Below are 22,426 nucleotides of genomic sequence, written 5' to 3'. Positions count from 1 at the left end.
GGCTCGCGAAGCGAGAGCCTGGAATCCATCGGGCGGCAGAGACGGTGGAGAGATGGATTCTCAGATGCGCAATTGCGCATCGTAGTTCGCGACTTCGTCGCGCCCCGGAATGACGAACGAGAGAGATTGCGGACTATGAACATGCGCATCACCATCCTCTTCGGCGGCTCCAACCGGGAACGTCTGGTTTCGGTTGCCTCGGCCCAGGCGCTGCATCAGGCGCTGCCCGAGGCCGATCTGTGGTGGTGGGACGTCGAGGACAGGGTGCATGTCGTGCAGTCGAAGCAGCTGCTCGAACATGCCCGTCCGTTCGAGGACGAGTTCAAGCCCGGCACATCAGGCATTCCGCTGGTGCAGGCGCTCGACCAGGCCAAGGCGGAAGATCGCGTGCTGGTGCTCGGCCTGCATGGCGGATGTGCCGAGAACGGCGAATTGCAGGTGATGTGCGAGGCGCGCGGCGTGCCGTTCACCGGTTCGGGCTCGGCCTCCTCGCATCTCGCCTTCGACAAGATCGCGGCCAAGCATTTCGCCGCGCTCGGCGGCGTGACGCCGCCCGCAAACATCGCGCTGGACGATATCGACGAGGCCTTCGCCGAATACGGCCGGCTGATCGCAAAGCCGGCGCGGGACGGGTCGAGCTATGGCCTGATCTTCATCAACGCCAGGCAGGACCTCGTCGCCGTCCGCAATGCCGCGAAGCACGAGGAGTATGTGATCGAGCCCTATATCGCCGGCGTCGAGGCGACCTGCGGCGTGCTGGAGCGCACCGACGGCTCGATCGTCTCGCTGCCGCCGATCGAGATCATTCCGGGCGAGGGCAATTTCGACTACGCCGCAAAGTACCTTCTGTCGACGACGCAGGAGATCTGCCCCGGCCGTTTCACGCCCGAGATCACCGCCGCGCTGAAGCAGCAGGCGATGCTGGCGCACCGGGCGATGTCCTGCACCGGCTATTCCCGCTCGGACTTCATCGTCTCGGCCAAGGGGCTCGTCTATCTCGAAACCAACACGCTCCCCGGGTTGACCAAGTCCTCGCTCTACCCCAAGGCGCTGAAGGCCGAGGGCATCGCGTTCGTCGACTTCCTGCGCGGCCTGGTCGAGCTCGCCGGGCGGGGTGTACGGAAATAATTAGGACTGGTTAACGGCCAAACGGGCGAAACGGCCCGTTTTGGGCCCCAAAACCGGTAAAATGCCGGACATCGCGGCATAAATGCCTCACAGGGCTGGGCAAAAAGCGTCCCGCGTTAACGAACTTTACCTTTTGTTTACCAGGACATCCGAAGGTTAACGCTGGCGGCGCATATGGCGCTTTGGCTGCCGGCGCGTGAGCTGTTGCGGGTGATGTCACCTCCAGCGAACGCTTTGATGGGAGAGGCTTCGTCTGCTGATCCGACCCGGCAAGTCCGAGACGTCATGTTCGCCAGGACCCGCGCGATGTCGCGGGCAAACTGTTGACGAGCTCGTGCAATGGATGGTGCAGGAAGCCTCACCCGGTCGTTTTTCAGATCGCTGAGGCCCCAAGCTGATCTGAAGGCGGCCGCTATCGGAGCGGTCGTGCTTCTGCGCGAGTGGGTGCAGGACAAGCGCCAGGAAAGACTTCACGCGGCACGCGCTGCCGCCAAGGACAAGATCAAAGCGAAGGCCGTGGTCGAGCGCGAGCCGCCGCCGCGCGTGGTCGCGCTGGTCGAGCGCTATCTGCCGCGCCGGGTCGGGATCAGCATGACCGTGCTGCTGCTGATCGGCAGCTGCGGCTTCGGCATCGTCAAGGGCGGCCATCTCCAGGACTTCGTCACGGCGGTCAGCGACGCCCGCAACGCGATGGCCAATTCCGCCGGCTTCCGCATCACCTCCGTCGTGATCAACGGCCGCAAGCAGCTCACCCAGGACGAGATCCTCGCGATCGGCGGCGTCAGCGGCCGTTCTTCGCTGCTGTTCCTCGACGCCGACGCCGTGCGCGACAAGCTCAAGGCCAATCCCTGGATCGCGGATGCGACCGTGCTGAAGCTCTATCCGGGCCAGCTCATGATCGAGCTCACCGAGCGCAAGGCGTTCGCGCTGTGGCAGGAGGCCGGCCGCCTCTCCGTCATCGCCGATGACGGCGCCGTGCTCGAGCCCTATGTCTCGCGGCGGTTCCTGTCGCTGCCGCTCGTGGTCGGCAAGGGCGCCGACACGCAGGCCCGCGATTTCCTCGCGCTGCTGGCGCGCTATCCGCAGGTCCACTCGATCACCAAGGCGGCGATCTTCGTCGGCGAGCGGCGCTGGAACCTGAGGCTCAAGGACGGCCTCGACATCCGCCTGCCCGAGCAGGACGTCGGCAACGCGCTTGCAATGCTGTCCAGGCTCGACAAGGAAGACAAGCTGTTCTCCCGCGACATCGTCGCCGTCGACATGCGCCTGCCCGATCGCCTGGTGGTGCAGCTGTCCGAGGACGCCGCCAAGGCGCGCGAAGAGCAGTTCAAGGACAAGAAGAAAAAGAAGGCCGGGGACGCTGCATGACCGGTCTCGATCGCACCCAGACGCCGAAGACGCGCCAGATGCCGCACAAGCGCGGCGGCCTCGTCGCCTGTCTCGACATCGGCACCAGCAAGATCGCCTGCATGATCGCGCGGCTGAAGCCGTCGGCGCCGAGCGAGGCGTTGCGCGGCCGCACCCACGCGGTGGAGCTGATCGGTTACAGCCAGATCCAGTCGCGCGGCATGAAGGCCGGCGCGGTGGTTGATCTCGGCGAATGCGAGCAGGCGGTGCGCCAGGCCGTCGGGCTTGCGGAGAAGATGGCCAAGGTGCGGGTCGAGTCCGTGCTGCTCTCGGTCTCCGGCGGCCGGCTCTCCGGCCAGCTGGTCGAAGCCGCCGCCGACATCCGCGGCGGCGCCGTGACGCCGGCCGACGTCAGCCGCGTCACTTCCACCGGCATGCGCCACGCCACCGGCGAGGGCCGCACCGTGCTGCACGCGCTGCCGGTCGGCTACACGCTCGACGGCGTCAAGGGCATCCGCGATCCCCGCGGCATGGTCGCGCATCAGTTCGGTGTCGACATGAACGTCGTCACCTGTGACGCCACCGTGGCGCGGAACCTGATGCTCGCGGTGGAGCGCTGCCACATCAATGTCGAAGCCATGGCGGCGAGCCCCTATGTCGCCGGCCTGTCGGTGCTGACCGACGACGAGGCCGATCTCGGCGCGGCCGTCGTCGAGATGGGCGCGGGCACCACCACGATGGCGGTCTATGCCGGCGGCCGCTTCGTGCACGCGGCCGGTTTTGCGGTCGGCGGGCAACACATCACGATGGATCTCGCGCGCGGACTGTCCGCGACCATTGCCGATGCCGAGCGAATCAAGACGTTATACGGGACCGTCATCACCGGCGGATCGGACTCGCGTGAGCTGATGTCTGTGCCGACAGCCGGTGACGAGCAGGATCTGCCACAGATCGTCTCCCGCGCTACCATCGCCAACATCGTCAAGCACCGTGCCGAGGAAATCTTCGAAATGGTCCGGGACCGGTTAAAGGATTCGCCCTTCGCATCAGAGCCCAACGGCCGCGTCGTGCTCTCGGGCGGCGCCTCGCAACTGACCGGTCTCGTCGAACTCGGAACACAGATTCTCGGCCGGCCCGTGCGGGTCGGACGTCCGCTCGGCTTCGGCCGGCTGCCCAACGAGGCGAAGAACGCCGCGTTCGCGGTGCCCGCCGGACTCCTCGTCTACCCGCAATATGTTCACCAGGAACATGTCGAACCGCGGCATACGCGGCAGCAGGTGAGGACAGGGACCGGCGGTTATTTCGGAAAGGTTGGACGATGGCTACGCGAGGGCTTCTGATGACTCCTTTCCGCAATTGTAATTGTCGATTTTCACCAACTCCCGCGGCCGCCGGCCGGGGCGAACCCACGCGCGCGTGATCGAGAGGCAAACATGACCATCAGCATCAATGTTCCTGACATTCACGAACTGAAGCCCCGGATCACCGTGTTCGGCGTCGGCGGCGCCGGCGGCAACGCCGTCAACAATATGATCACGGCGGGTTTGCAGGGCGTCGACTTCGTCGTCGCCAACACCGACGCGCAGGCGCTGACGATGTCGAAGGCGCAGCGCATCGTGCAGATGGGCACGGCGGTCACGCAAGGCCTCGGCGCCGGCTCGCAGCCGAACGTCGGCGCCGCGGCGGCGGAAGAGGTGATCGACGAGCTGCGCGACCATCTCTCGGGCGCCAACATGGTGTTCGTCACCGCCGGCATGGGCGGCGGCACCGGCACCGGCGCTGCTCCCGTCATCGCCAAGACTGCGCGCGACATGGGCATCCTCACCGTCGGCGTCGTCACCAAGCCGTTCCACTTCGAAGGCGGCCGCCGCATGCGCACCGCCGAAGCCGGCATCAACGAGCTGCACAAGGTTGTCGACACGCTCCTGATCATCCCGAACCAGAACCTGTTCCGGGTTGCCAACGAGAAGACCACCTTCGCCGACGCCTTCGCGATGGCCGACCAGGTGCTCTATTCGGGCGTCGCATGCATCACCGACCTGATGGTCAAGGAAGGCCTGATCAACCTCGACTTCGCCGACGTGAGAGCGGTGATGAGGGAGATGGGCAAGGCGATGATGGGCACCGGCGAGGCCTCCGGCGACAAGCGCGCGCTGACCGCCGCGGAAGCCGCGATCGCCAACCCGCTGATCGACGATAGCTCGATGAAGGGCGCCAAGGGCCTCCTCATCTCCATCACCGGCGGCAAGGACCTCACGCTGTTCGAGGTCGACGAGGCCGCGACCCGCATCCGCGAGGAAGTCGACCAGGACGCCAACATCATCGTCGGCGCCACCTTCGACGAAGCGCTCGATGGCCTGATCCGCGTCTCGGTCGTCGCCACCGGCATCGAGCAGGCCGCGATCGCCCGCAACAGCCAGGCTACCTCCGCTCCGGTCGCGAACGCAGCGCCGCAGGTGCAGCAGGCTCCCGCAGCTCCGGCCGCCGTCGCCGAGAGCCGTCTCGCCGACCTGACCGCGCGTCTGCGTGCCGATAACCAGCGCCTGGCCGAACGTGCCCAGAAGCTGGATGCGCAGGCCCCGGTGTCTGGATTCGCGCCGGCCGCTGCCGCGCCGGTGGCGCCGCGTCCGAACGTCGAGCGTGCTGCGCTCGCCGCCATCGCGGCTGCCGTTGCCGACGTTCCGCAGGCGCCCGCGCCGATGCAGACCTATGGCGACGTCACCGTGCGCCCGATCGCGCAGAAGCCGACCCTGTTCCCGGAGCCTGAGCAGGCCTCGGTCGCGATGCAGGAGCCGATGACGCCGGAAACCTTCATCCCGCCGCAGGCCGAGCGTGCGCCGATGCGTGCGCCGCGGATGCCGCGCCTCGAGGAGCTGCCGATGCCGGCCCAGGCCGAGATTCGTCAGGCCCGCGGCGAAGTCGAAGAAGAGACCCCGCAGAAGACCCGCCTGTCGCTGCTCCAGCGCCTCGCCAATGTCGGCCTTGGCCGCCGCGACGAGGAGAGTGAGCCGCCGGTCGCCGCCCGCACCGCTGGTCCGGCGATACCGCCGTTGCCGGAGCGTCGTCCGCAGAAGAGCGTGGCACAGCAGATCGCGGCCACCGAACCGGTATCGGAGTATGCGCGCCGTCCCGCGCCGCAGGGCCTCGACGTGCATGGCCGTTCCGCGCCTGTTGCGCCGGCGCCACAGGGTGACGACCATCTTGATATCCCGGCCTTCCTGCGGCGTCAGGCGACCTGAGGATTGTTACAATAAGGCAGACGCAAGAGGCCCCGGCAGCAAGCTTGCCGGGGCCTTTCCATTTTCACCGGGCAAGCCCGGATTGCATGGCCAAGCAACTGATTTTAAATCATTAATTATGCATTGGGTGGTTCAGTAAAACCGCCGGCAGCAGCCCAAAACCTCGGCGCAATTTGGTTAAGCCTTGGCGCGAATACGGCAGGTTTGGGGTAACAATCGGTAAAAAAGCGTGAGTTGGCGCTGTTTGAGGCAGTGACTATGGTTTGCCGTGACTTGGGGATACGGATTCGGACGGCGGCCTTGGCCAGTCTGTCAGGTTTGTATAAGTCGCAGTGGTCGTAGTGGGGCGGTTCCTGATGAAATTTAGCCGGCAAACAACGCTTCGTGCGCAAGCCACCGTGGTTGGCGTCGGCGTTCATTCCGGTCTTCCCGTCACCCTCACGCTTGGACCTGCGCCCGTCGACGCAGGTTTTGTTTTTGTCCGTACCGGCCTTGAGGGGAGTGACCGCGAAGTTCAGGCGACCGCCGAGCAGGTGATCGCGACCGATCTCGCCACCGTCCTCGGCGACCGCGACGGTCCGCTGGTCTCGACCGCCGAGCACGTGCTTGCTGCGCTGCGGGGTATGGGCGTTGACAACGCGGCTATCGAGATCGACGGGCCGGAAGTGCCGATCATGGACGGCAGCGCCGCGGCCTTCATTGCGGCGATCGAGCAGGCCGGCATCGTCACCCAGCCGGCGCAGCGCCGCTTCATTCAGGTTTTGAAGCCGATCTCGGTCAAGATCGGCGACTCCTTCGGCGAGATCCGGCCCCACGCCAACGGGTTCCGCGCCGAGGTCGAGATCGATTTCGCCAACCCCGTTATCGGTCGGCAGAGCTACGCCTTCGACCTCAACCCGGAACGTTTCCGCCGCGAAGTCGGCCGCGCCCGGACGTTCGGCCTGATGTGCGACGTCGCCCGGCTCTGGAGCGCGGGCTACGCGCTCGGCGCCTCCTTCGACAACACCGTCGTGTTCGACGATGAGCGGCTGCTCAACACCGAGGGCCTGCGCTACGCCGACGAATGCGTCCGCCACAAGGTGCTGGACGTGATCGGCGACCTCGCGCTGGCCGGCCTGCCGCTGCTTGGCGCCTACCGCTCGGTGCGCGGCGGCCACAAGCTCAACCACGCCGTTCTGACCGCGCTGCTTGCCGACCGTACCGCCTGGCGGGTGGTCGAGGGCGAGGCGGTCCGCCGCACCACGCGTCCCGTGGCCGAAACCGGTCGCGGTATCGTCGGCGGCCGGATTGCCGCGGCCTACGGGCCGGACGTGTCCTGAAGACACCTGTGGCCGCGGGCGTCTGGCGGCGGCTGTCCCCGGGAAACTCCTGGTAACCATGATCGACTAGCATTGCGGCACGTTCGCCTTAATCCGGGCGAAATGCCTGCCCATACGGTTGGTTAACGATCGTTTTTCGGATACATCGGCGTGGTCGCATGGCAGGCACCACGGCATCATTTCGCGCCCATGACGGGGTTCGTGGGCTGGCGGGCACCGCATCACAGGGCGTCAGGGCTTAAAACTCATGTCGGCACAGCGTATGACGCGCGGATATCTCTCGATCTCGCCTCGCGCGCGCGGGGCGCTTCAGGCCGCCACCTTCATCATGCTCGCGCTGCCGCTGGCCGGCTGCGGCACCGGCGCGCTGTGGGACAAGTTCACCGCCAAGGACGACACCTTCGTCGAGGAGCCCGCCGACAAGATCTACAATGAGGGCCTGTACCTCATGAACGAAAAGAAGGACATGAAGGCGGCGAACAAGAAGTTCGAAGAGGTCGACCGCCAGCATCCTTATTCCGACTGGGCCCGCAAATCGCTGCTGATGTCCGCCTATGCGTCCTACCAGGGCGGCGACTATGACGGCTGCATCGGCGCCGCCACTCGCTATGTCACGCTGCATCCCGGCAGCCCGGACGCGGCTTATGCGCAATACCTGATCGCCGCCTCGCATTACGACCAGATCCCGGACATCAGCCGCGACCAGAGCCGCACCGAGAAGGCGATCGCCTCGCTGGAAGAGGTGATCCGCAAATATCCGACGTCCGAATACGCGACCTCGGCCAAGGCCAAGATCGAGGGCGCGCGCGACCAGCTCGCCGGAAAGGAAATGAACGTCGGCCGCTATTACATGCAGAAGCGCGACTACACGGCGGCGATCAACCGCTACAAGGCCGTGGTCACGCAGTACCAGACCACGCGCCATGTCGAGGAGGCGCTCTACCGGCTGACCGAAGCCTATATGGCGATCGGCATCGTCGGCGAGGCGCAGACCGCGGCCGCTGTGCTTGGCCACAATTTTCCTGACAGCCGTTGGTACAAGGACGCCTATAATCTTGTAAAATCGGGTGGTCTCGAGCCGAGCGAGAATCAGGGGTCCTGGATCAGCAAGACCTTCAAGAAAATGGGCCTCGGCTAGGAAATTTGGTTCCATGCTAGCGCGTCTGTCGATCCGTGACATCGTCCTGATCGAACGGCTCGATATCGAATTCGCGACGGGCCTCGCGGTTTTGACCGGCGAGACCGGTGCGGGCAAATCCATCCTCCTCGATGCCTTTGCGCTGGCGCTCGGCGGCCGCGGCGACGCCGGCCTCGTGCGCCACGGCGCGGAGCAGGGGCAGGTCACGGCCGTCTTCGATATCCCCAAAAATCACCCCGCGGCGGCGATCCTCGCCGAGAACGGTCTCGACGACACCGGCGAGATGATTCTCCGCCGCGTCCAGCTCGCCGACGGCCGCACCCGCGCCTTCATCAACGACCAGTCGATCAGCGTGCAGACGCTGAAGGCGGTCGGCGCCGCTCTGGTCGAGATTCACGGCCAGCATGACGAGCGCGCGCTGGTCGATGCCGCCACGCACCGCCGCCTGCTCGATGCCTTTGCCGGCCTCGAGAAGGACGTTGCGGTCGTCGAGTCGCTTTGGGATGCGCGCCGCACCGCCAACACCGAGCTGGAGGAGCATCGCGCCGGCATGGAGCGGGCCGCGCGCGAGGCCGACTATCTGCGCCACGCCTCCGACGAGCTGAAGCAGCTCGCCCCCAAGGACGGCGAGGAGACCTCGCTGGCGTCCCGCCGGACCACGATGATGCAGGGCGAGAAGATCGCCTCCGACCTGCGCGAGGCGCAGGAGGCGGTGGGCGGCAACCACTCTCCGGTCGCGGCGCTATCGGCCGCGGTGCGCCGGCTGGAGCGCCGCGGCGTCAATTCGCCGGCGCTGGTCGAGCCCGCGGTCAAGGCGATCGATGCCGCGATCAACGCGCTGGAAGAAGCCGACCAGCATCTCCTGGCCGCGCTCGCCGCAACCGATTTCGATCCGGCCGAGCTCGAACGCATCGAGGAACGCCTGTTCGCCCTGCGCGCCGCCTCGCGCAAATATTCCACGCCGGTCGACGGGCTCGCCGCGCTCGCCGCCAAATACGCCGCCGACGTCGTGCTGATCGATGCCGGTGCCTCGCGCCTGAAGAAGCTGGAGCAGGCTGCGATCGAGGCAGACAGCCGCTATGCCGCTGCCGCCAAGAAACTGTCGTTGGCGCGGCAGAAATCGGCCGAGAAGCTCAACAAGGCCGTCAATGCCGAGCTCGCCCCGCTCAAGCTCGAACGCGCGAAATTCATGACCCAGGTCGAGACCGACGAGGCCGCGCCGGGGCCGCAAGGTTTTGATCGCGTCGAGTTCTGGGTGCAGACCAATCCGGGCACCAAGCCGGGCCCGCTGATGAAAGTCGCCTCCGGCGGCGAGCTGTCGCGCTTTCTCCTGGCGCTCAAGGTCGTGCTGTCCGACCGCGGCTCGGCGCCGACGCTCGTGTTCGACGAAATCGACACCGGTGTAGGCGGTGCGGTCGCGGACGCCATCGGCGGGCGCCTGGCGCGGCTTGCCGGCAAGGTCCAGGTGATGGCCGTGACCCACGCCCCGCAGGTCGCCGCGCGGGCCGACCAGCATCTGCTCATCTCCAAGGACGCCCTCGACAAGGGCAAGCGCGTCGCCACCCGCGTCAACGCGCTGGCCGCCGACCACCGCCGCGAGGAGATCGCCCGCATGCTCGCCGGTGCCGAGATCACCGCCGAGGCACGGGCGGCCGCGGACCGGCTGCTCAAGGCGGCGACGGCTTAGTTACACACTGTCATTCCGGGGCGATGCGAAGCATCGAACCCGGAATCTCGAGATTCCGGGTTCGGCTGCCGCCCCGGAATGACGGGCTTAGCTGCAAATCGATTCGTACAGATCATCCCAAGTCGGGTTCGTTTTCTCGATCAACTGAACCTTCCAGGCTCGCTTCCACTTCTTCAACTCCTTCTCACGCGATATCGCTGAAATCGGATCATCATAAATCTCGAACCAGACCAGCCGAGCAATATTGTATTTCGTTGTGAATCCGGGAACAGCCTTGATTCGATGCTCGTAGGTGCGGCGTACGAGGTCGTTGGTGATGCCGACATAGATTGCTCCATCGCGGCGGCTTGCTAGGATATAGACGTAATACGCCATGAGCCCCTCCCCACCGTCATTCCGGGGTGCACGAAGTGCGAACCCGGAATCTCGAGGTTCCGGGTCTGGTCCTTCGGACCATCCCGGAACGACGAGCTAGAACCTTAAGTATGATGGCAAGAGCAGCAAAATCCAAACCGCTCCGTGACGTCGCCGAGCTCACCAAGGCGCAGGCCAAGGTCGAGCTCATGCGGCTCGCGCTGGAGCTCGAAGGGCATGACAAGCGCTACTATCAGGATGACGCGCCCACCGTCACCGACGCCGAATACGACGCGTTGCGCCAGCGCTTCAATGCGATCGAAAAACGCTTTCCGGAATTCGTCAGCGCGGAATCGCCCTCGCAGAAGGTTGGCGCGGCGCCGTCAGGCCGCTTCAGGAAGGTCCGGCATGCCGTCCCCATGCTGTCGCTCGACAACGCCTTTGCCGAAGAGGACGTGCGCGACTTCGTCGGCCGCATCGTGCGCTTCCTGAAGCTCGACGACGACAAGATCGACTTCTCCGCCGAGCCGAAGATCGACGGTCTCTCGATGTCGCTGCGCTATGAGGGTGGCGAGCTCGTCACCGCCGCGACGCGCGGTGACGGTGCGGAGGGCGAGGATGTCACCGCCAATATCCGCACGCTCGAAGACGTGCCGCAGAAGCTGAAGGGCCGCAATGTCCCCGACATCTGCGAGGTGCGCGGCGAGGTCTACATGACCAAGAAGGCGTTCCTCGCGCTCAACGAGCGGCAGAAGGCCGCCGGCGATACGATCTTCGCCAATCCGCGCAACTCGGCGGCCGGCTCGCTCCGCCAGAAGGATCCGACCATCACCGCCTCGCGCCCCCTCGGCTTCTTCGCCTATGCCTGGGGCGAGATGAGCGCGATGCCGGAGGAGACGCAGACCGGCATGATCCACTGGTTCGAGCGCTGCGGCTTCAAGACCAATCCGCTGACCAGGCTGTGCCACTCGGTCGAGGAGCTGATCGCGTTCCACCAGAGGATCGAAGAAGAGCGCGCCGAGCTCGACTACGACATCGACGGCGTCGTCTACAAGGTCGACCGCATCGATTGGCAGGAGCGCCTCGGCTTCGTCTCGCGCACGCCGCGCTGGGGCATCGCGCACAAATTCCCCGCCGAGCAGGCCATGACGGTCCTGCGCGACATCGAGATCCAGGTCGGCCGTACCGGCTCGTTCACGCCGGTCGGCAAGCTCGAGCCGGTCGGCGTCGGCGGCGTGATCGTGCAGAACGTCACGTTGCACAATGAGGACTACATCAAGGGCATCGGCAACAAGGGCGAGGTGCTGCGCGAGGGGCGCGACATCAGGATCGGCGACACCGTCGTGATCCAGCGCGCCGGCGACGTCATCCCGCAGGTGGTCGACGTCGTCCTCGACAAGCGGCCGAAGACTGCCAGGGAATTCCACTTCCCCAAGACGTGCCCGTGCCCGCTGCACACCGACGTCACGCGCGAGGAGACGGCCGCCGGCGAAGAGGGCTCGCGCGCCCGCTGCACCGGCGAGTTCGCCTGCCCCTATCAGAAGATCGAGCACCTCAAGCTGTTCGTGTCGCGGCGCGCCTTCGACATCGACGGCCTCGGCGAGAAGCAGCTCCAGTATTTCTTCGACGAAGGTTTTGTGAAAGAGCCCGCCGACATCTTCACGCTGGAGAAGCGCAACGCGAAACTCAAGCTCGAGGAGATCGAGGGTTACGGCGCCACCTCCGTGCGCAACCTCTTCGCCGCCATCGAGAGCCGGCGCAGAATCGCGCTCGAGCGCTTCGTTTATGCGCTCGGCATGCGCCATGTCGGCGAGACCACCGCGCTGGCGCTGGCGCGCGGCTACGGCTCCTGGGAGGCGTTCCACGACGCCTGCCTCAAGGTCGCCAAGGGCGACGAGGAGGCGATGGCGGACATGGATGCGCTCGACCAGATCGGCGACACCGTGATCAAGAGCATCGCCGATTATTTCGGCGAGAGCCACAACCGCGGCATCGTCGAGCGCCTGACCAAGGAGGTCGAGATCGTCGACGCCGAGAAGCCGAAGAGCAACTCGGCCGTCGCCGGCAAGACCGTGGTGTTCACGGGCTCGCTGGAGAAGATGACGCGGGATGAAGCCAAGGCCACCGCTGAGCGGCTCGGCGCCAAGGTGTCGGGCTCGGTGTCGAAGAAGACCGATCTCGTCGTCGCCGGCCCGGGCGCCGGCTCGAAGCTCGCCGAGGCCAACAAGCACGGCGTCAAGGTGCTGACCGAAGACGAGTGGCTGAAGCTGATCGGGGAGTGATCTTGATTCCGTCATTCCGGGGCGATGCGAAGCATCGAACCCGGAATCTCGAGATTCCGGGTTCGCCTCTTTGAGGTGCCCCGGAATGACGGAGAAAAATCCCTCTACATCATCCCGCTCTCTTCCTCCTCCGCCTGTTCGATCAGCGTGTCGCTCACCACGACCTCGCGGCGAGGGACGACGAAGATCATCATGCAGGCGCAGAGCAGCGAGATCGCGAGCACGGCGGAGGTCAGCGGCAGTGTCGTTGAGGAGTGGCCGCCGAGATAGGCGCCGAATTGCGACATCAGCGCGCCGATGCCCTGCTGGAGGAAGCCCATCGCGCCCGACGCGGTACCGGCCGCTTCGGGGCGGATGCTGATCGCACCGGCGGCGGAATTCGCCATCACGAAGGCATTGCCGGCCATCACGATCATCTGCGTGCCGAACAGCCAGGCGGGCGCTTCATTCCAGCCGGCGAAACTCCAGAACAGGTTCAAAAGGCTGCCGCCGAGCTGAAGGCCGAGCCCGAACCAGATCAGCTTTTCCAGCGAATGGCGCGGCGCGAAGCGCACGCAGAGCAGATTGCCGACGAGATACGCAAAGCCTGACGTAGCAAACCACGCGCCGTATTCGGCGCTGCTGCGGCCCATCTGCGTCACCACGATGTAGGGGCCGCCGCCGGCGAAGGTGAAGATGATCTGCGAGGCCAGCACCTGGCACATCACGAAGCCGACGAAGGCGCGGTTCCTGATCAGGGTGCCGATGTCGGCGCGAAAGCCGCTGCCGGCGGCGCGGCTGCGACGCGTTTCCGGCAGCGCCACGGCGATGCCGACGGTGACCGCAACTGCGCCGATGGTGATGGCGTAGAAGATCGCGCGCCAGCCGAACGCGGTCTCGATCAGGCCGCCGGTGAGCGGCGAGAGCATCTGTCCGATCATCAGGGCCGCGACGACGAGGCTGATCATGGAGGCGACGCGCTGGCGCTCGTAGATGTCGCGGATGATGGCGCGGCTCACCACCATGCCGGTGGCGCCGCCCAGCGCCTGGAAGAAGCGTGCGGCGATCAGTTGCGGCAGGTTCTGCGCGAAGATGCAGGCAACGCTCGCCGCCACCATCAGCGCGAGCCCTGCGAGCAGCACCGGGCGCCGCCCGAACTTGTCCGACAGCGGCCCCATGATCAGCTGCGAGCAGGCGATGCCGACCATGAAGAGCGACACCGTCATCTGCGCGATCGAGATGTCGCTGCCGAAGTTCGTCGCCAGCACCGGCAACGCCGGAACCAACATGTAGAGCGAGATCGGCGCAATGCCGGTCATGACGACGAGCAGCAGCAACACCACGCGCGAGGTCGCGATGCTCTTCATTGCCGCTTCCGGCGGCCTGCTGATCATGCCGTGCATGCGTGTCCGTCTCTGACAGTTCGAATCGGACTGTAGCGTGCTCGCGCAAGACGGATATCGGCGTTTCGGAATGCGGCTATTCGGATTTTGGGACGGTTATAATAACAGCGCGATGGAGACCGACTGGGGCGCACGTCTCGTTCCACCAATGCGGTGTCATTCCCCGCGAAGGCGGGGAATCCAGTATTCCAGGGACGGAAGTGGGATACGGAGACGCTGCGGCGTACTGGATGCCCCGCCGGAGCCTGTCATCGGGCTCGCCGAAGGCGAGACCCGGTGGCGGGGCATGACGGCTGTGGGTGAGGGAAGCAGCCTTGCGCAAATCGCGTAGTGCTATGCGCTGCACTCTGAATGACGACCTTACGCCTTCAGCTCCGCCGTCGCCTGATCGAGCCACGCCTTCGTTGCCTCGTCCAGCGCCGGCCCTACCTCGGCCCGCACACGCGCGTGGTAGGCATTGAGCCAGTCGAGCTCGTCTTTGGTCAGCATGGCGACATCGATCAGCCGGCGGTCGATCGGTGCCAGGGTCAGCGTCTCGAACGCGTTCATCGGCTTCTCGGCGCCCTTGATGTCGGCGGCGACGACCAGCTCGAGGTTCTCGATGCGGATGCCGAAACCGTCGGTCTTATAGTAGCCGGGCTCGTTGGAGAGGATCATGCCGCGCTTCAGCGGCGTGGTGCCGAGCTTCGAGATCCGCGCCGGCCCTTCGTGAACACTGAGATAGCTGCCGACGCCATGGCCGGTGCCGTGCTCGAAATCGACGCCGGCGGCCCAGAGATATTGCCGCGCCAGCGTGTCGAGCTGCGCGCCATTGGTGCCGTCGGGGAAGATCGCGCGCGCGATCGCGATGTGGCCGCGCAGCACGCGGGTGAAGCGGTCGCGCATCTCGCCCGTGGGCTCGCCGATCGCCATGGTGCGCGTCACGTCGGTGGTGCCGTCTTCATATTGCGCGCCGGAATCGATCAGCAGCAGGTCGCCGGGCGCGATGCGCCGGTTGCTCTTGCGGGTGACGCGGTAGTGCACGATGGCGCCGTTCGGGCCGGTGCCCGATATTGTCGGGAACGACACGTCCTTCAGCGCGCCGGTGTCGCGGCGGAGTGTCTCCAGCGCCTCCACCGCGTCGATCTCGGTGAGCTTGCCGCTGGGCGCCTCGCGATCGATGAAGGCGAGGAAACGCGCCAGCGCCACGGCATCGCGGCGATGCGCCGTCTGCGTGCCCTTGATCTCGGTCGCGTTCTTGACCGCCTTGAGCAGCGCAATCGGATCGCTGCCGCGCACCGGCTTGCCGCCGGCGCCGGCGATCAGCCGGCTCAGCGCGTCGGCCGCGGTGGCATTGTCGAGCGCGATCGCGGCGCCGCTCTTGGCCAGCGCCATCAGCGTCGGCGCCATCGCATCGGGCTCGCGCACGTCGGCCGATTGCTCGAGATGGTCGCGCGTCAGGTTGGAGAGCTTGCGGTGGTCGATGAAGATGGTCGGCCGGCCGTCCTTCGGCACCAGCGCGTAGGACAGCGGCAGCGGGGTATGCGCGACGTCGGCGCCGCGGATGTTGAAAGTCCAGGCCACCGCATGACTGTCCGACAGCACCAGCGCATCGGCGCCGAGCTTGGCGATCTCGCTTTTGATCTGCGCCAGCTTCTCGGCCTCGCCGATGCCGGCATGTTGCACTCCGTGCACGGCGACGGGAGCAAGCGGCGGCTGCGGCCGGTCGTGCCAGACCGCGTCCACCGGGTTGCTGTCGACCGCCACCAACTCGGCGCCGGCCTTGGTGCAGGCGGCGGCGAGGCGCTCGGCTGCCGCAAAAGTGTGCAACCATGGGTCAAATCCGAGGCGGTCGCCGGCTTTCAGATGCGCCGACACCCAGCTCTCCGGCGGCGGGTCGATCAGCGATTCCACCGCCCAGGCCTTTGCATCGACCTGCTTGGCCGCCTGGATCGTGTAGCGGCCGTCCACGAACAATGCGGCTTCGCGGGTCAGCACCACCGCCAGTCCCGCCGATCCGGTGAAGCCGGTCAGCCAGGCGAGCCGCTCTTCCGAGGGCGCCACATATTCATTCTGCTGCTGGTCGGCGCGCGGAATGACGAAGCCGGTCAGCTTGCGGCGGGCGAGTTCTTCGCGGAGCGCCGCAAGGCGCGCCGTCAATGCGACGCCGGCCTCGGGCTCTTCGAATGTCTGGAAGTGTGCTTCGAACATGGTGGACCACTTTAGGATTATGGGGATCGCTCCGCAATGTGGACGCATTCGCGGCGCATCTGGCATGGACTGTGCTTGAAAAAGTTCCGCTTGAGTCGAGTGGAGTAAAGGGATGCGGCCTTTGAGCTCCGTCCGGATAACAGGGAAATTCGAGCAAGTGTTTCTACTCAACGGCGAGGGGACACACGATGCCAGCGTTCACGTTTGAGAAGATTTCGCCGCCGGCCCGCCGGGCCCCGGCCACAACCACACCGAAGAAGCCGCGCGGTCTCATCAGCCAGATGATCGACCGTTTCGCCGAGCGCCGCGCCCGGCGCACGCTGCAGGGCGAGCGCGCGATGCGCCGGGACGAGAAGCCGGCGGAGTAGGCGGTGTTTGTTCATCTCGCCCCGCTTGCGGAGAGAGATCGGATTGCGAAGCAATCCGGGTGAGGGGGACTCTCCGCGAGTCCAGTTCTCACCGCCCCCGTGGAGACTCCCCCTCACCCCAACCCTCTCAGCGCGAGCGAAGCTCGTCGCGGCCCCGCCTTCGCCATAGCTTCGGCGGACAAGAGCGGGGCGAGGGAGCACACCGCCGTCGCGGATGCTTGATCAGCTTACCCCACCTTCCGCAGCAACAGGCTGCTCCATCCCTCGATCCGCAAATGCCGCAGCGGCACGAGGCCGCGTGCGCGATAGGCGGCGATCACGGCGGGGGCCTGGTGCGTCAGCAGGCCGGAGAGGATGACGCGCGCGCCGGGCGCCAGGTGCCGCGCCATCGGGCTCGCCAGGTGCCGCAGCGGATTGGCAAGGATGTTGGCCAGCACCAGGTCGAACGGGCCCGCCCGGGCAAAATCCGGCGCGGCGAAGCCGGTGGCGCGGATCACCCGCACATGGTGACCGACTTCGTTCAGCCGGCCGTTCTCGGCCGCCACCCGCACGGAGGGCGGGTCGATGTCGGAGGCAAGCACGGCGCGATGCAGTGCCTTCGCCGCCGCGATGGCCAGCACGCCGGTTCCGGTGCCGAGGTCGAGCACGTTGCTCGGGCGGGAACTCTTCAGGACATGGTCAAGCAGGAGTAAACAGCCGCGCGTGGTGCCGTGATGGCCGGTGCCGAAGGCGAGCGCCGCCTCGATCTCGATCTTGAGCTTGTTCGGCGCGACGCGGTCGCGGTCATGGCTGCCGTGCACGACGAAGCGTCCGGCCGGCACCGGGACGAGGTCTTCCAGGCTGGCCTTGACCCAGTCCTTGGCTTCGACGGTGTCGAAGGCAAGCGTGTCGGCGATCTCATTTCCTGCTGAATTTACAACGAGTTCGCGCAGCCAAGCCTGGTCCGGCGCATCCGCAAAATGCAGCGTGACGTCCCATTGTCCGTCCGGCCGTTCGAAGGCGGCGACCGCGGCATCGCCTTCGAAAAACACCTCGGTGAGCACGTCGACGACGCGCCGGGCCGCGGCCTCGCTGCCGATCGAAAAGCTGGCGCGATGGGTGGGGGAAGGCTGCATGCTAGGGTTCCGTCAGGTTCAATTTTTGGAACTTTTGTTCCCAATTTTCCGCATAACTTGCGGTTCCGGGATTAACCCGTCCGAAGGTTGCGCTCCGTAGATTTTCGGATGTTGGGGCGAACCAACGCAGCTTGAAATAGAAATGGAGGCGAGTCTTGACGCGCATGATTTTGAAGTTCTGGTCCAATGAATCTGGTGCGACCGCAATCGAGTACGGCCTTATCGCGGCCGGTATCGCGCTGGCGATCATCACCGTGGTGAACGGCCTGGGCACCACGATGAACGAAAAGTTCACTTCGATTAGCACCTCCTTGAAGTAATTTCCGCCTCCCATTTCCCAGCGGGGGCACCTTTCTTCGTAGGCAATGTCTGACTAGCGCCCGCTCGGGAATTGCTCCTGGCGGGCGAAGTCATTTTCCCGCGTGCGATTCCCGGCCGGTGTCCACGGGTTGTCCGCCATTTGCCAGAGCGTTATCCACCGGCTCGTCCCGTCGTTGGCCAGCGGTTTTCCACCGCCTTTCCCCAGACTTGTCCCGATGGTCCGGTGCCGCCATCCTCTTCCCGGGCACACACCTCTCGACAGCCTGTCCACAGCCCATCCACAGACCTATCCACGGCTTCCGAACAGCGACCGGTGATCCCGCAGGATCGCTTGTGCTGCGTTGTGGCCGGGGGCGCCGGTGACGCCGCCGCCGGGATGGGCGCCGGAGCCGCAGTGATAGAGGCCTTTCAGGGGGCCGCGATAATCGGCATGGCCCAGCATCGGCCGTGCCGAGAACAGCTGGTTCAGCGTCAGCGCGCCGTGGAAGATGTCGCCGCCGAGGAGGCCGAACTGCCGTTCGAGATCCAGCGGCGAGAGAATCTGGCGGCCGAGCACGCTTGACGCAAAACCCGGCGCGTAGCTGTCCACCGTCGCGATCATGAGATCGGCGACCTCGTCGCGATGGTCGTCCCAGGATCTGCCGTCGGGAAGCTCCGGCGCGACGTGCTGGCAGAACAGGCTCGCGACATGCTTGCCTTCGGGCGCAAGCGTGTCGTCGAGCGTGGAGGGGATCAGCATCTCGACCACGGGTTCGCGGCTCCAGCCGTGCGCGCGCGCATCGAGAAAGGCCCGGTCCATGTAGCCGAGGCTCGGCGCCAGGATGATGCCCGAGGTGAGGTGATCGCCGTCATCCGGCAGCGCCGTGAAGGAGGGCAGGCGGTCCAGCGCCACGTTCATGCGGAAGGTGCCGGAGCCGTTCTTCCAGTGCCGGATGCGGGCGAGGAAGTCCTTCGGCAGGGCGTCGGCCGCGATCAGCCGCGTATAGAGCAGCTTTGGATTGACGTTGGCCGCGACGTATTTCGCCCGGATCGTCGCGCCGTTGTCCAGCACGACGCCGACGGCGCGGTCGCGTTCGACGATCACCTCGCGCACGCCGGCGTCCGTGTCGATCGCGACGCCCCGGCCCTGCGCGGCGCGCGCCATCGCCTGGGTGATCGCGCCCATGCCGCCGATGGCGTGGCCCCAGACGCCCTTCTTGCCGTTCACCTCGCCGAAGGCGTGATGCAGCATCACATAGGCCGAGCCGGCGGCGTAGGGGCTCGCATAATTGCCGACGATGGCATCGAAGCCGAACACCGCCTTGACCAGATCGTGCTCGAAGCGCTCGTCAAGCATCTCGCCGGCCGAGCGGGTGAAGAGATCGAGCAGGCTGCGGCTTTGCTCCAGCGTGAGGCCGCGCAGGATGTTGGCGCTCTGCAATGCGTTCACGGCCTCGCGGATCGCGTTGGTGCCAAAACCGTCGAGCAGGTTCGGCGGCGCGCGCAACACGAACTGCCGCAGCACGTCGGCGATGTCTTCCAGCTCGCGCGAGAAGCCGTCGAGTGCCTCCGCATCATGCGCGCTCAGCCGCGCGACTGACGCTTTTGTCCGTCCCTCGCCGGTGAGCAGATAGCTGCCGTCCGGCGCTGGCAGAAAATTCTGCGCCCGCCGTTCGACGATACGCAGGCCCTGCTCGGCAAGCCCGAGGTCGCGGATCACCTGCGGATTGAGCAGGCTCACGGTGTAGGCTGCGACAGAATTGCGGAAACCCGGATGAAACTCCTCCGTGACCGCCGCCCCGCCGACCACCTTGCGACGCTCGACCACGCGCACGCGCAACCCTGCCATCGCGAGATAGGCCGCGCAGGTGAGGCCGTTATGGCCAGCGCCGATGATGACGACGTCGGTTTCGGTCATGGGAGCTTCTGAATGTTCCACAGTCATTCCGGGGCGATGCGACGGGACCGCGTAGCGCGGCCCGGAGCATCGAACCCGGAATCTCGAGATTCCCCGGTGCGCAACTGCGCACCTGTGGTCTGGTCCTTCGGACCATCCCGGAATGACATCTCTATATCAAGCATTCCTCGCTGCAACATCACGAGCCCCTTTATTGCCCGTTCAGGCGCCTTGTGCTCCATTGCGCCCCGTCCGGCGCCCGCCGGAGGAACTGTCCGACGCGTCTTCTCGCGCGAACCGGTGCCCACTTCGCCGGAAAACGCTTTTGCCGGAGCTTTCATGGATTCGATCGTGCAACCCGCCGCCACGGAGCAGCCGTCGTCGTCGCGCAACCGGCTGCTGCTGGCGGTCTACACCGCTGCGATCTTCGTCAGCGCGCTGCTGCTGTTCTCGGTGCAGCCGCTGTTCACGAAGATGGTGCTGCCGCGTCTGGGCGGCTCGCCGGCGGTGTGGTCGGTCGCCATGGTGTTCTTCCAGTCGCTGCTGCTGGCGGGCTACGCCTATGCGCATCTGTTGATGCAGGTCCGGAACCGGATCGTTCCGGTGGTGGTGCATCTGGTGTTGCTGGCCCTGGCCTTCGCCACGCTGCCGCTCGGCATCGCCACCGCCTATGGCGAGCCGCCCGCGTCGGGCTATGCGGTCTGGCTGCTCGGCCTGTTCGTGGTCTCGATCGGGCTGCCGTTCTTCGCGCTCGCCGCCAACAATCCGCTGCTGCAAGCCTGGTTCGTCCGCACCGGCCATCCCGCCGGACACGATCCCTATTTCCTCTATGCGTCCTCCAACATCGGCAGCTTCCTGGCGCTATTGTCCTATCCGTTCCTGCTGGAGCCGATGTTCACGCTGCACACGCAGAACCGGTTCTGGACCGGCGGCTATGGCCTCCTGATTCTCCTGATCGCCGCCTGTGGCGTGCTGCTGCTGCGCTCGCCAAAACTGGCGGTGGTCGATGCGCGGACCGAGGAGATCAATGCGCCGGCCCCCGGCCTCGTGACGCGGCTGCGCTGGATCTTCCTCGCCGCGGTGCCGTCGGGACTGCTCATCGCCGTCACCGCGCACATCTCCACCGACGTCGCGGCAGCGCCGCTTCTGTGGGTGCTGCCGCTGTCGCTGTACTTGCTCACCTGGGTGGTGGTGTTCCAGTCGCGGCCGCTGCTGCCGCATAAATGGATGCTGATGCTCCAGCCGGTGGCGATCGCGGGCGTGGTCTTCCTGCTGGCCTTCGGGGGCGAACAGAATCTGCTGCTGACGCTCGGCGGTCATCAATTGTGCTTCTTCGTCATCGCCATGGCCTGTCACGGCGAATTGGCGCGGACCCGGCCGGCCGCCAAATATCTCACCGGCTTCTATGTCGCGCTGTCGTTCGGCGGCATGATCGGCGGCCTCTTTGCAGGCCTCGTTGCTCCATTCACCTTCTCGTGGATCGCCGAATATCCGATCCTGATCGCGCTCGCGGCGCTGTGCCGCCCGTCCGCCAACGAGCGTCTTGCCGGCATCGTCAAATGGTACTGGCTGGCGCTCGCCGCGCTCGCGGTGGCGCTCGTTGCGCCGTCCTACACCACAGGCAGCCTTTCGACCTGGTTCGAGGATCACCGCGTCTGGGTCGCCGGCTCCGTCGGCGTGCTCGCCGCGCTGCTGGCATTGGCGCTCAATGCCGGCCGCTGGAAGATCTTTGCCACGGTTGCGCTCGCGCTGGCGTTGATCCGTGTCTATCCGGCGGATGAGGGCCGCGTCACCACCGTGCGCAGCTTCTTCGGCGTCCACAAGATCGTGGAGACGCCCGGCGGCTATTTCCACGTGCTGATGCACGGCACCACGATCCATGGCGCCGAGCGCTTCCGCAACAATGACGGCACGCCGGTCACCGGGCGGCCCGAGGCGATCACCTATTATCACAAGGACGGCGGCATCGGTCAGGCCATCACCGCGCTCCGCGAGCGCAAGGGCGCGCCGCTGAAGGTCGCCGCGATCGGCGTCGGATCGGGCACGCTCGCCTGTGCCGCCGAGCCAGGGGAGAGCTGGAAATTCTTCGAGATCGACCAGTCGATGGTCGATGCGGCGCGCGACCCGAAGAATTTCCGCTACATCTCGAGCTGCCTGCCGGACCTGAAGCCGGTGATCGGGGACGCACGCCTGACCTTCGCGAAGGAGCCGGACGGCGCCTATGACTTGATCATCGTCGATGCCTATTCGTCGGATGCGATCCCGATCCATCTCGCCACCGAGGAGGCGATGAAGATCTACAAGGACAAGCTCGCTCCGCACGGCGCCGTGGTGATGCACGTGTCCAACCGGCATCTTGATCTCGAAACCGTCGTGGTCGGCATCGCCGACGCCAACGATCTCAAGAGCTGGGTCTTCAACGAGGATTCCGGGCGGGATGCCGACTACATCTTCTCGACCGACGTCGTCATCTCCGCGCGCGAGGAGGCCGACGTCGGCAAGATCGCCTCGTCCAAGGTCTGGGAGCAGACCGAAGCCGACGACAGGGTGCGGGTCTGGACCGACGATTATTCCAACATTCTGGGCGCGCTGTACCGGCGCTTGAGGGATGGGGAGTAGGTTTTTGCGATGTCTCGTGCCCCGGACGCAGCGCAGCGCTTCTTCAGCGGTGCGCTGCAGA

16 protein-coding genes are annotated in these 22,426 nt (G+C 65.8%); 11 read left to right on the top strand and 5 right to left on the bottom strand.

What is annotated here, in order from left to right:
* Positions 1–141: 141 nt before the first annotated feature.
* The 7 genes from WN73_RS02380 (at position 142) to recN (ending at position 9,858) form a co-directional block, all read left to right on the top strand.
* A complete protein-coding gene (locus WN73_RS02380; protein ID WP_271551332.1) occupies positions 142–1,128 on the top strand; it encodes a D-alanine--D-alanine ligase family protein in 987 nt (328 codons plus the stop codon).
* 339 nt (positions 1,129–1,467) lie between these two features.
* Positions 1,468–2,496, top strand: coding sequence for a cell division protein FtsQ/DivIB (locus WN73_RS02375; RefSeq protein ID WP_271551331.1), 1,029 nt, complete (start codon positions 1,468–1,470; stop codon positions 2,494–2,496).
* Positions 2,493–3,815, top strand: a complete 1,323-nt coding sequence (gene ftsA / locus WN73_RS02370) for a cell division protein FtsA (protein WP_011089337.1) — start codon at positions 2,493–2,495, stop codon at positions 3,813–3,815. The genes WN73_RS02375 and ftsA overlap by 4 nt, the downstream gene beginning before the upstream one ends.
* A gap of 93 nt (positions 3,816–3,908) precedes the next feature.
* Positions 3,909–5,714: a cell division protein FtsZ gene (ftsZ, locus tag WN73_RS02365; RefSeq protein WP_271551330.1), complete on the top strand. Its 1,806-nt coding sequence runs from the start codon at positions 3,909–3,911 to the stop codon at positions 5,712–5,714.
* Positions 5,715–6,070: 356 nt separating this feature from the next.
* Entirely contained in the window at positions 6,071–7,033 is a 963-nt protein-coding gene (gene lpxC / locus WN73_RS02360; protein ID WP_011089335.1) for a UDP-3-O-acyl-N-acetylglucosamine deacetylase, read from the top strand.
* Positions 7,034–7,280: 247 nt separating this feature from the next.
* Positions 7,281–8,171, top strand: coding sequence for an outer membrane protein assembly factor BamD (locus tag WN73_RS02355; protein ID WP_271551329.1), 891 nt, complete (start codon positions 7,281–7,283; stop codon positions 8,169–8,171).
* A gap of 13 nt (positions 8,172–8,184) precedes the next feature.
* A complete protein-coding gene (gene recN / locus WN73_RS02350; RefSeq protein WP_271551328.1) occupies positions 8,185–9,858 on the top strand; it encodes a DNA repair protein RecN in 1,674 nt (557 codons plus the stop codon).
* Positions 9,859–9,945: 87 nt separating this feature from the next.
* Here recN and WN73_RS02345 read toward each other — a convergent pair whose 3' ends face one another.
* Positions 9,946–10,233, bottom strand: a complete 288-nt coding sequence (locus tag WN73_RS02345; RefSeq protein WP_271551327.1) for a GIY-YIG nuclease family protein — start codon at positions 10,231–10,233, stop codon at positions 9,946–9,948.
* A gap of 113 nt (positions 10,234–10,346) precedes the next feature.
* Between WN73_RS02345 and ligA the strand changes: the two genes are divergently transcribed.
* Complete coding sequence (gene ligA, locus WN73_RS02340) at positions 10,347–12,494, top strand: NAD-dependent DNA ligase LigA (RefSeq protein WP_271551613.1); 2,148 nt, start codon at positions 10,347–10,349, stop codon at positions 12,492–12,494.
* Between the two features lie 104 nt (positions 12,495–12,598).
* Here the strand turns inward: ligA and WN73_RS02335 are convergent, their stop codons facing one another.
* Positions 12,599–13,876 carry a multidrug effflux MFS transporter gene (locus tag WN73_RS02335; protein ID WP_271551326.1) on the bottom strand — a complete coding sequence of 426 codons (1,278 nt, stop codon included), beginning with the start codon at positions 13,874–13,876 and terminating at the stop codon, positions 12,599–12,601.
* A 360-nt stretch (positions 13,877–14,236) separates the two neighbouring features.
* The gene (locus WN73_RS02330; protein WP_271551325.1) at positions 14,237–16,066 is read right to left on the bottom strand and encodes an aminopeptidase P family protein; all 1,830 of its coding nucleotides are present in this window, start codon (positions 16,064–16,066) and stop codon (positions 14,237–14,239) included.
* A gap of 188 nt (positions 16,067–16,254) precedes the next feature.
* Here WN73_RS02330 and WN73_RS02325 point away from each other — a divergent pair, with 188 nt between their 5' ends.
* The gene (locus WN73_RS02325; protein WP_271551324.1) at positions 16,255–16,434 is read left to right on the top strand and encodes a hypothetical protein; all 180 of its coding nucleotides are present in this window, start codon (positions 16,255–16,257) and stop codon (positions 16,432–16,434) included.
* A 227-nt stretch (positions 16,435–16,661) separates the two neighbouring features.
* Here WN73_RS02325 and WN73_RS02320 read toward each other — a convergent pair whose 3' ends face one another.
* Positions 16,662–17,549, bottom strand: coding sequence for a 50S ribosomal protein L11 methyltransferase (locus tag WN73_RS02320; RefSeq protein ID WP_011089328.1), 888 nt, complete (start codon positions 17,547–17,549; stop codon positions 16,662–16,664).
* 164 nt (positions 17,550–17,713) lie between these two features.
* Here WN73_RS02320 and WN73_RS02315 point away from each other — a divergent pair, with 164 nt between their 5' ends.
* The gene (locus WN73_RS02315) at positions 17,714–17,869 is read left to right on the top strand and encodes a Flp family type IVb pilin (protein ID WP_011089327.1); all 156 of its coding nucleotides are present in this window, start codon (positions 17,714–17,716) and stop codon (positions 17,867–17,869) included.
* Positions 17,870–18,156: 287 nt separating this feature from the next.
* Here WN73_RS02315 and WN73_RS02310 read toward each other — a convergent pair whose 3' ends face one another.
* On the bottom strand, positions 18,157–19,767 hold the full coding sequence (locus WN73_RS02310) for a phytoene desaturase family protein (protein WP_271551323.1): 1,611 nt from the start codon (positions 19,765–19,767) through the stop codon (positions 18,157–18,159).
* A 318-nt stretch (positions 19,768–20,085) separates the two neighbouring features.
* Here WN73_RS02310 and WN73_RS02305 point away from each other — a divergent pair, with 318 nt between their 5' ends.
* Positions 20,086–22,365 (top strand): spermidine synthase, encoded by a 2,280-nt coding sequence (locus tag WN73_RS02305; protein WP_271551322.1) that lies wholly within the window; start codon positions 20,086–20,088, stop codon positions 22,363–22,365.
* Positions 22,366–22,426: the final 61 nt, after the last annotated feature.

It is taken from the genome of Bradyrhizobium sp. CCBAU 45394 (assembly GCF_028128655.1).
GTDB classification, from domain to species: Bacteria; Pseudomonadota; Alphaproteobacteria; order Rhizobiales; family Xanthobacteraceae; genus Bradyrhizobium; species Bradyrhizobium diazoefficiens.
The sequence above is the reverse complement of the archived record's forward strand: the minus strand, read 5'-3'. Positions and strand labels throughout refer to the sequence as shown.

What these genes read in the sequence shown, in the direction of transcription:
- WN73_RS02380 (WP_271551332.1), top strand. Translation starts at nt 142, where the DNA reads ATGCGCATCACCATCCTCTTCGGCGGCTCCAACCGGGAACGTCTGGTT.
- WN73_RS02375 (WP_271551331.1), top strand. Translation starts at nt 1,468, where the DNA reads ATGGATGGTGCAGGAAGCCTCACCCGGTCGTTTTTCAGATCGCTGAGG.
- ftsA (WP_011089337.1), top strand. Translation starts at nt 2,493, where the DNA reads ATGACCGGTCTCGATCGCACCCAGACGCCGAAGACGCGCCAGATGCCG.
- ftsZ (WP_271551330.1), top strand. Translation starts at nt 3,909, where the DNA reads ATGACCATCAGCATCAATGTTCCTGACATTCACGAACTGAAGCCCCGG.
- lpxC (WP_011089335.1), top strand. Translation starts at nt 6,071, where the DNA reads ATGAAATTTAGCCGGCAAACAACGCTTCGTGCGCAAGCCACCGTGGTT.
- WN73_RS02355 (WP_271551329.1), top strand. Translation starts at nt 7,281, where the DNA reads ATGTCGGCACAGCGTATGACGCGCGGATATCTCTCGATCTCGCCTCGC.
- recN (WP_271551328.1), top strand. Translation starts at nt 8,185, where the DNA reads ATGCTAGCGCGTCTGTCGATCCGTGACATCGTCCTGATCGAACGGCTC.
- WN73_RS02345 (WP_271551327.1), bottom strand. Translation starts at nt 10,233, where the DNA reads ATGGCGTATTACGTCTATATCCTAGCAAGCCGCCGCGATGGAGCAATC.
- ligA (WP_271551613.1), top strand. Translation starts at nt 10,347, where the DNA reads ATGGCAAGAGCAGCAAAATCCAAACCGCTCCGTGACGTCGCCGAGCTC.
- WN73_RS02335 (WP_271551326.1), bottom strand. Translation starts at nt 13,876, where the DNA reads ATGCACGGCATGATCAGCAGGCCGCCGGAAGCGGCAATGAAGAGCATC.
- WN73_RS02330 (WP_271551325.1), bottom strand. Translation starts at nt 16,066, where the DNA reads ATGTTCGAAGCACACTTCCAGACATTCGAAGAGCCCGAGGCCGGCGTC.
- WN73_RS02325 (WP_271551324.1), top strand. Translation starts at nt 16,255, where the DNA reads ATGCCAGCGTTCACGTTTGAGAAGATTTCGCCGCCGGCCCGCCGGGCC.
- WN73_RS02320 (WP_011089328.1), bottom strand. Translation starts at nt 17,549, where the DNA reads ATGCAGCCTTCCCCCACCCATCGCGCCAGCTTTTCGATCGGCAGCGAG.
- WN73_RS02315 (WP_011089327.1), top strand. Translation starts at nt 17,714, where the DNA reads ATGATTTTGAAGTTCTGGTCCAATGAATCTGGTGCGACCGCAATCGAG.
- WN73_RS02310 (WP_271551323.1), bottom strand. Translation starts at nt 19,767, where the DNA reads ATGACCGAAACCGACGTCGTCATCATCGGCGCTGGCCATAACGGCCTC.
- WN73_RS02305 (WP_271551322.1), top strand. Translation starts at nt 20,086, where the DNA reads ATGGATTCGATCGTGCAACCCGCCGCCACGGAGCAGCCGTCGTCGTCG.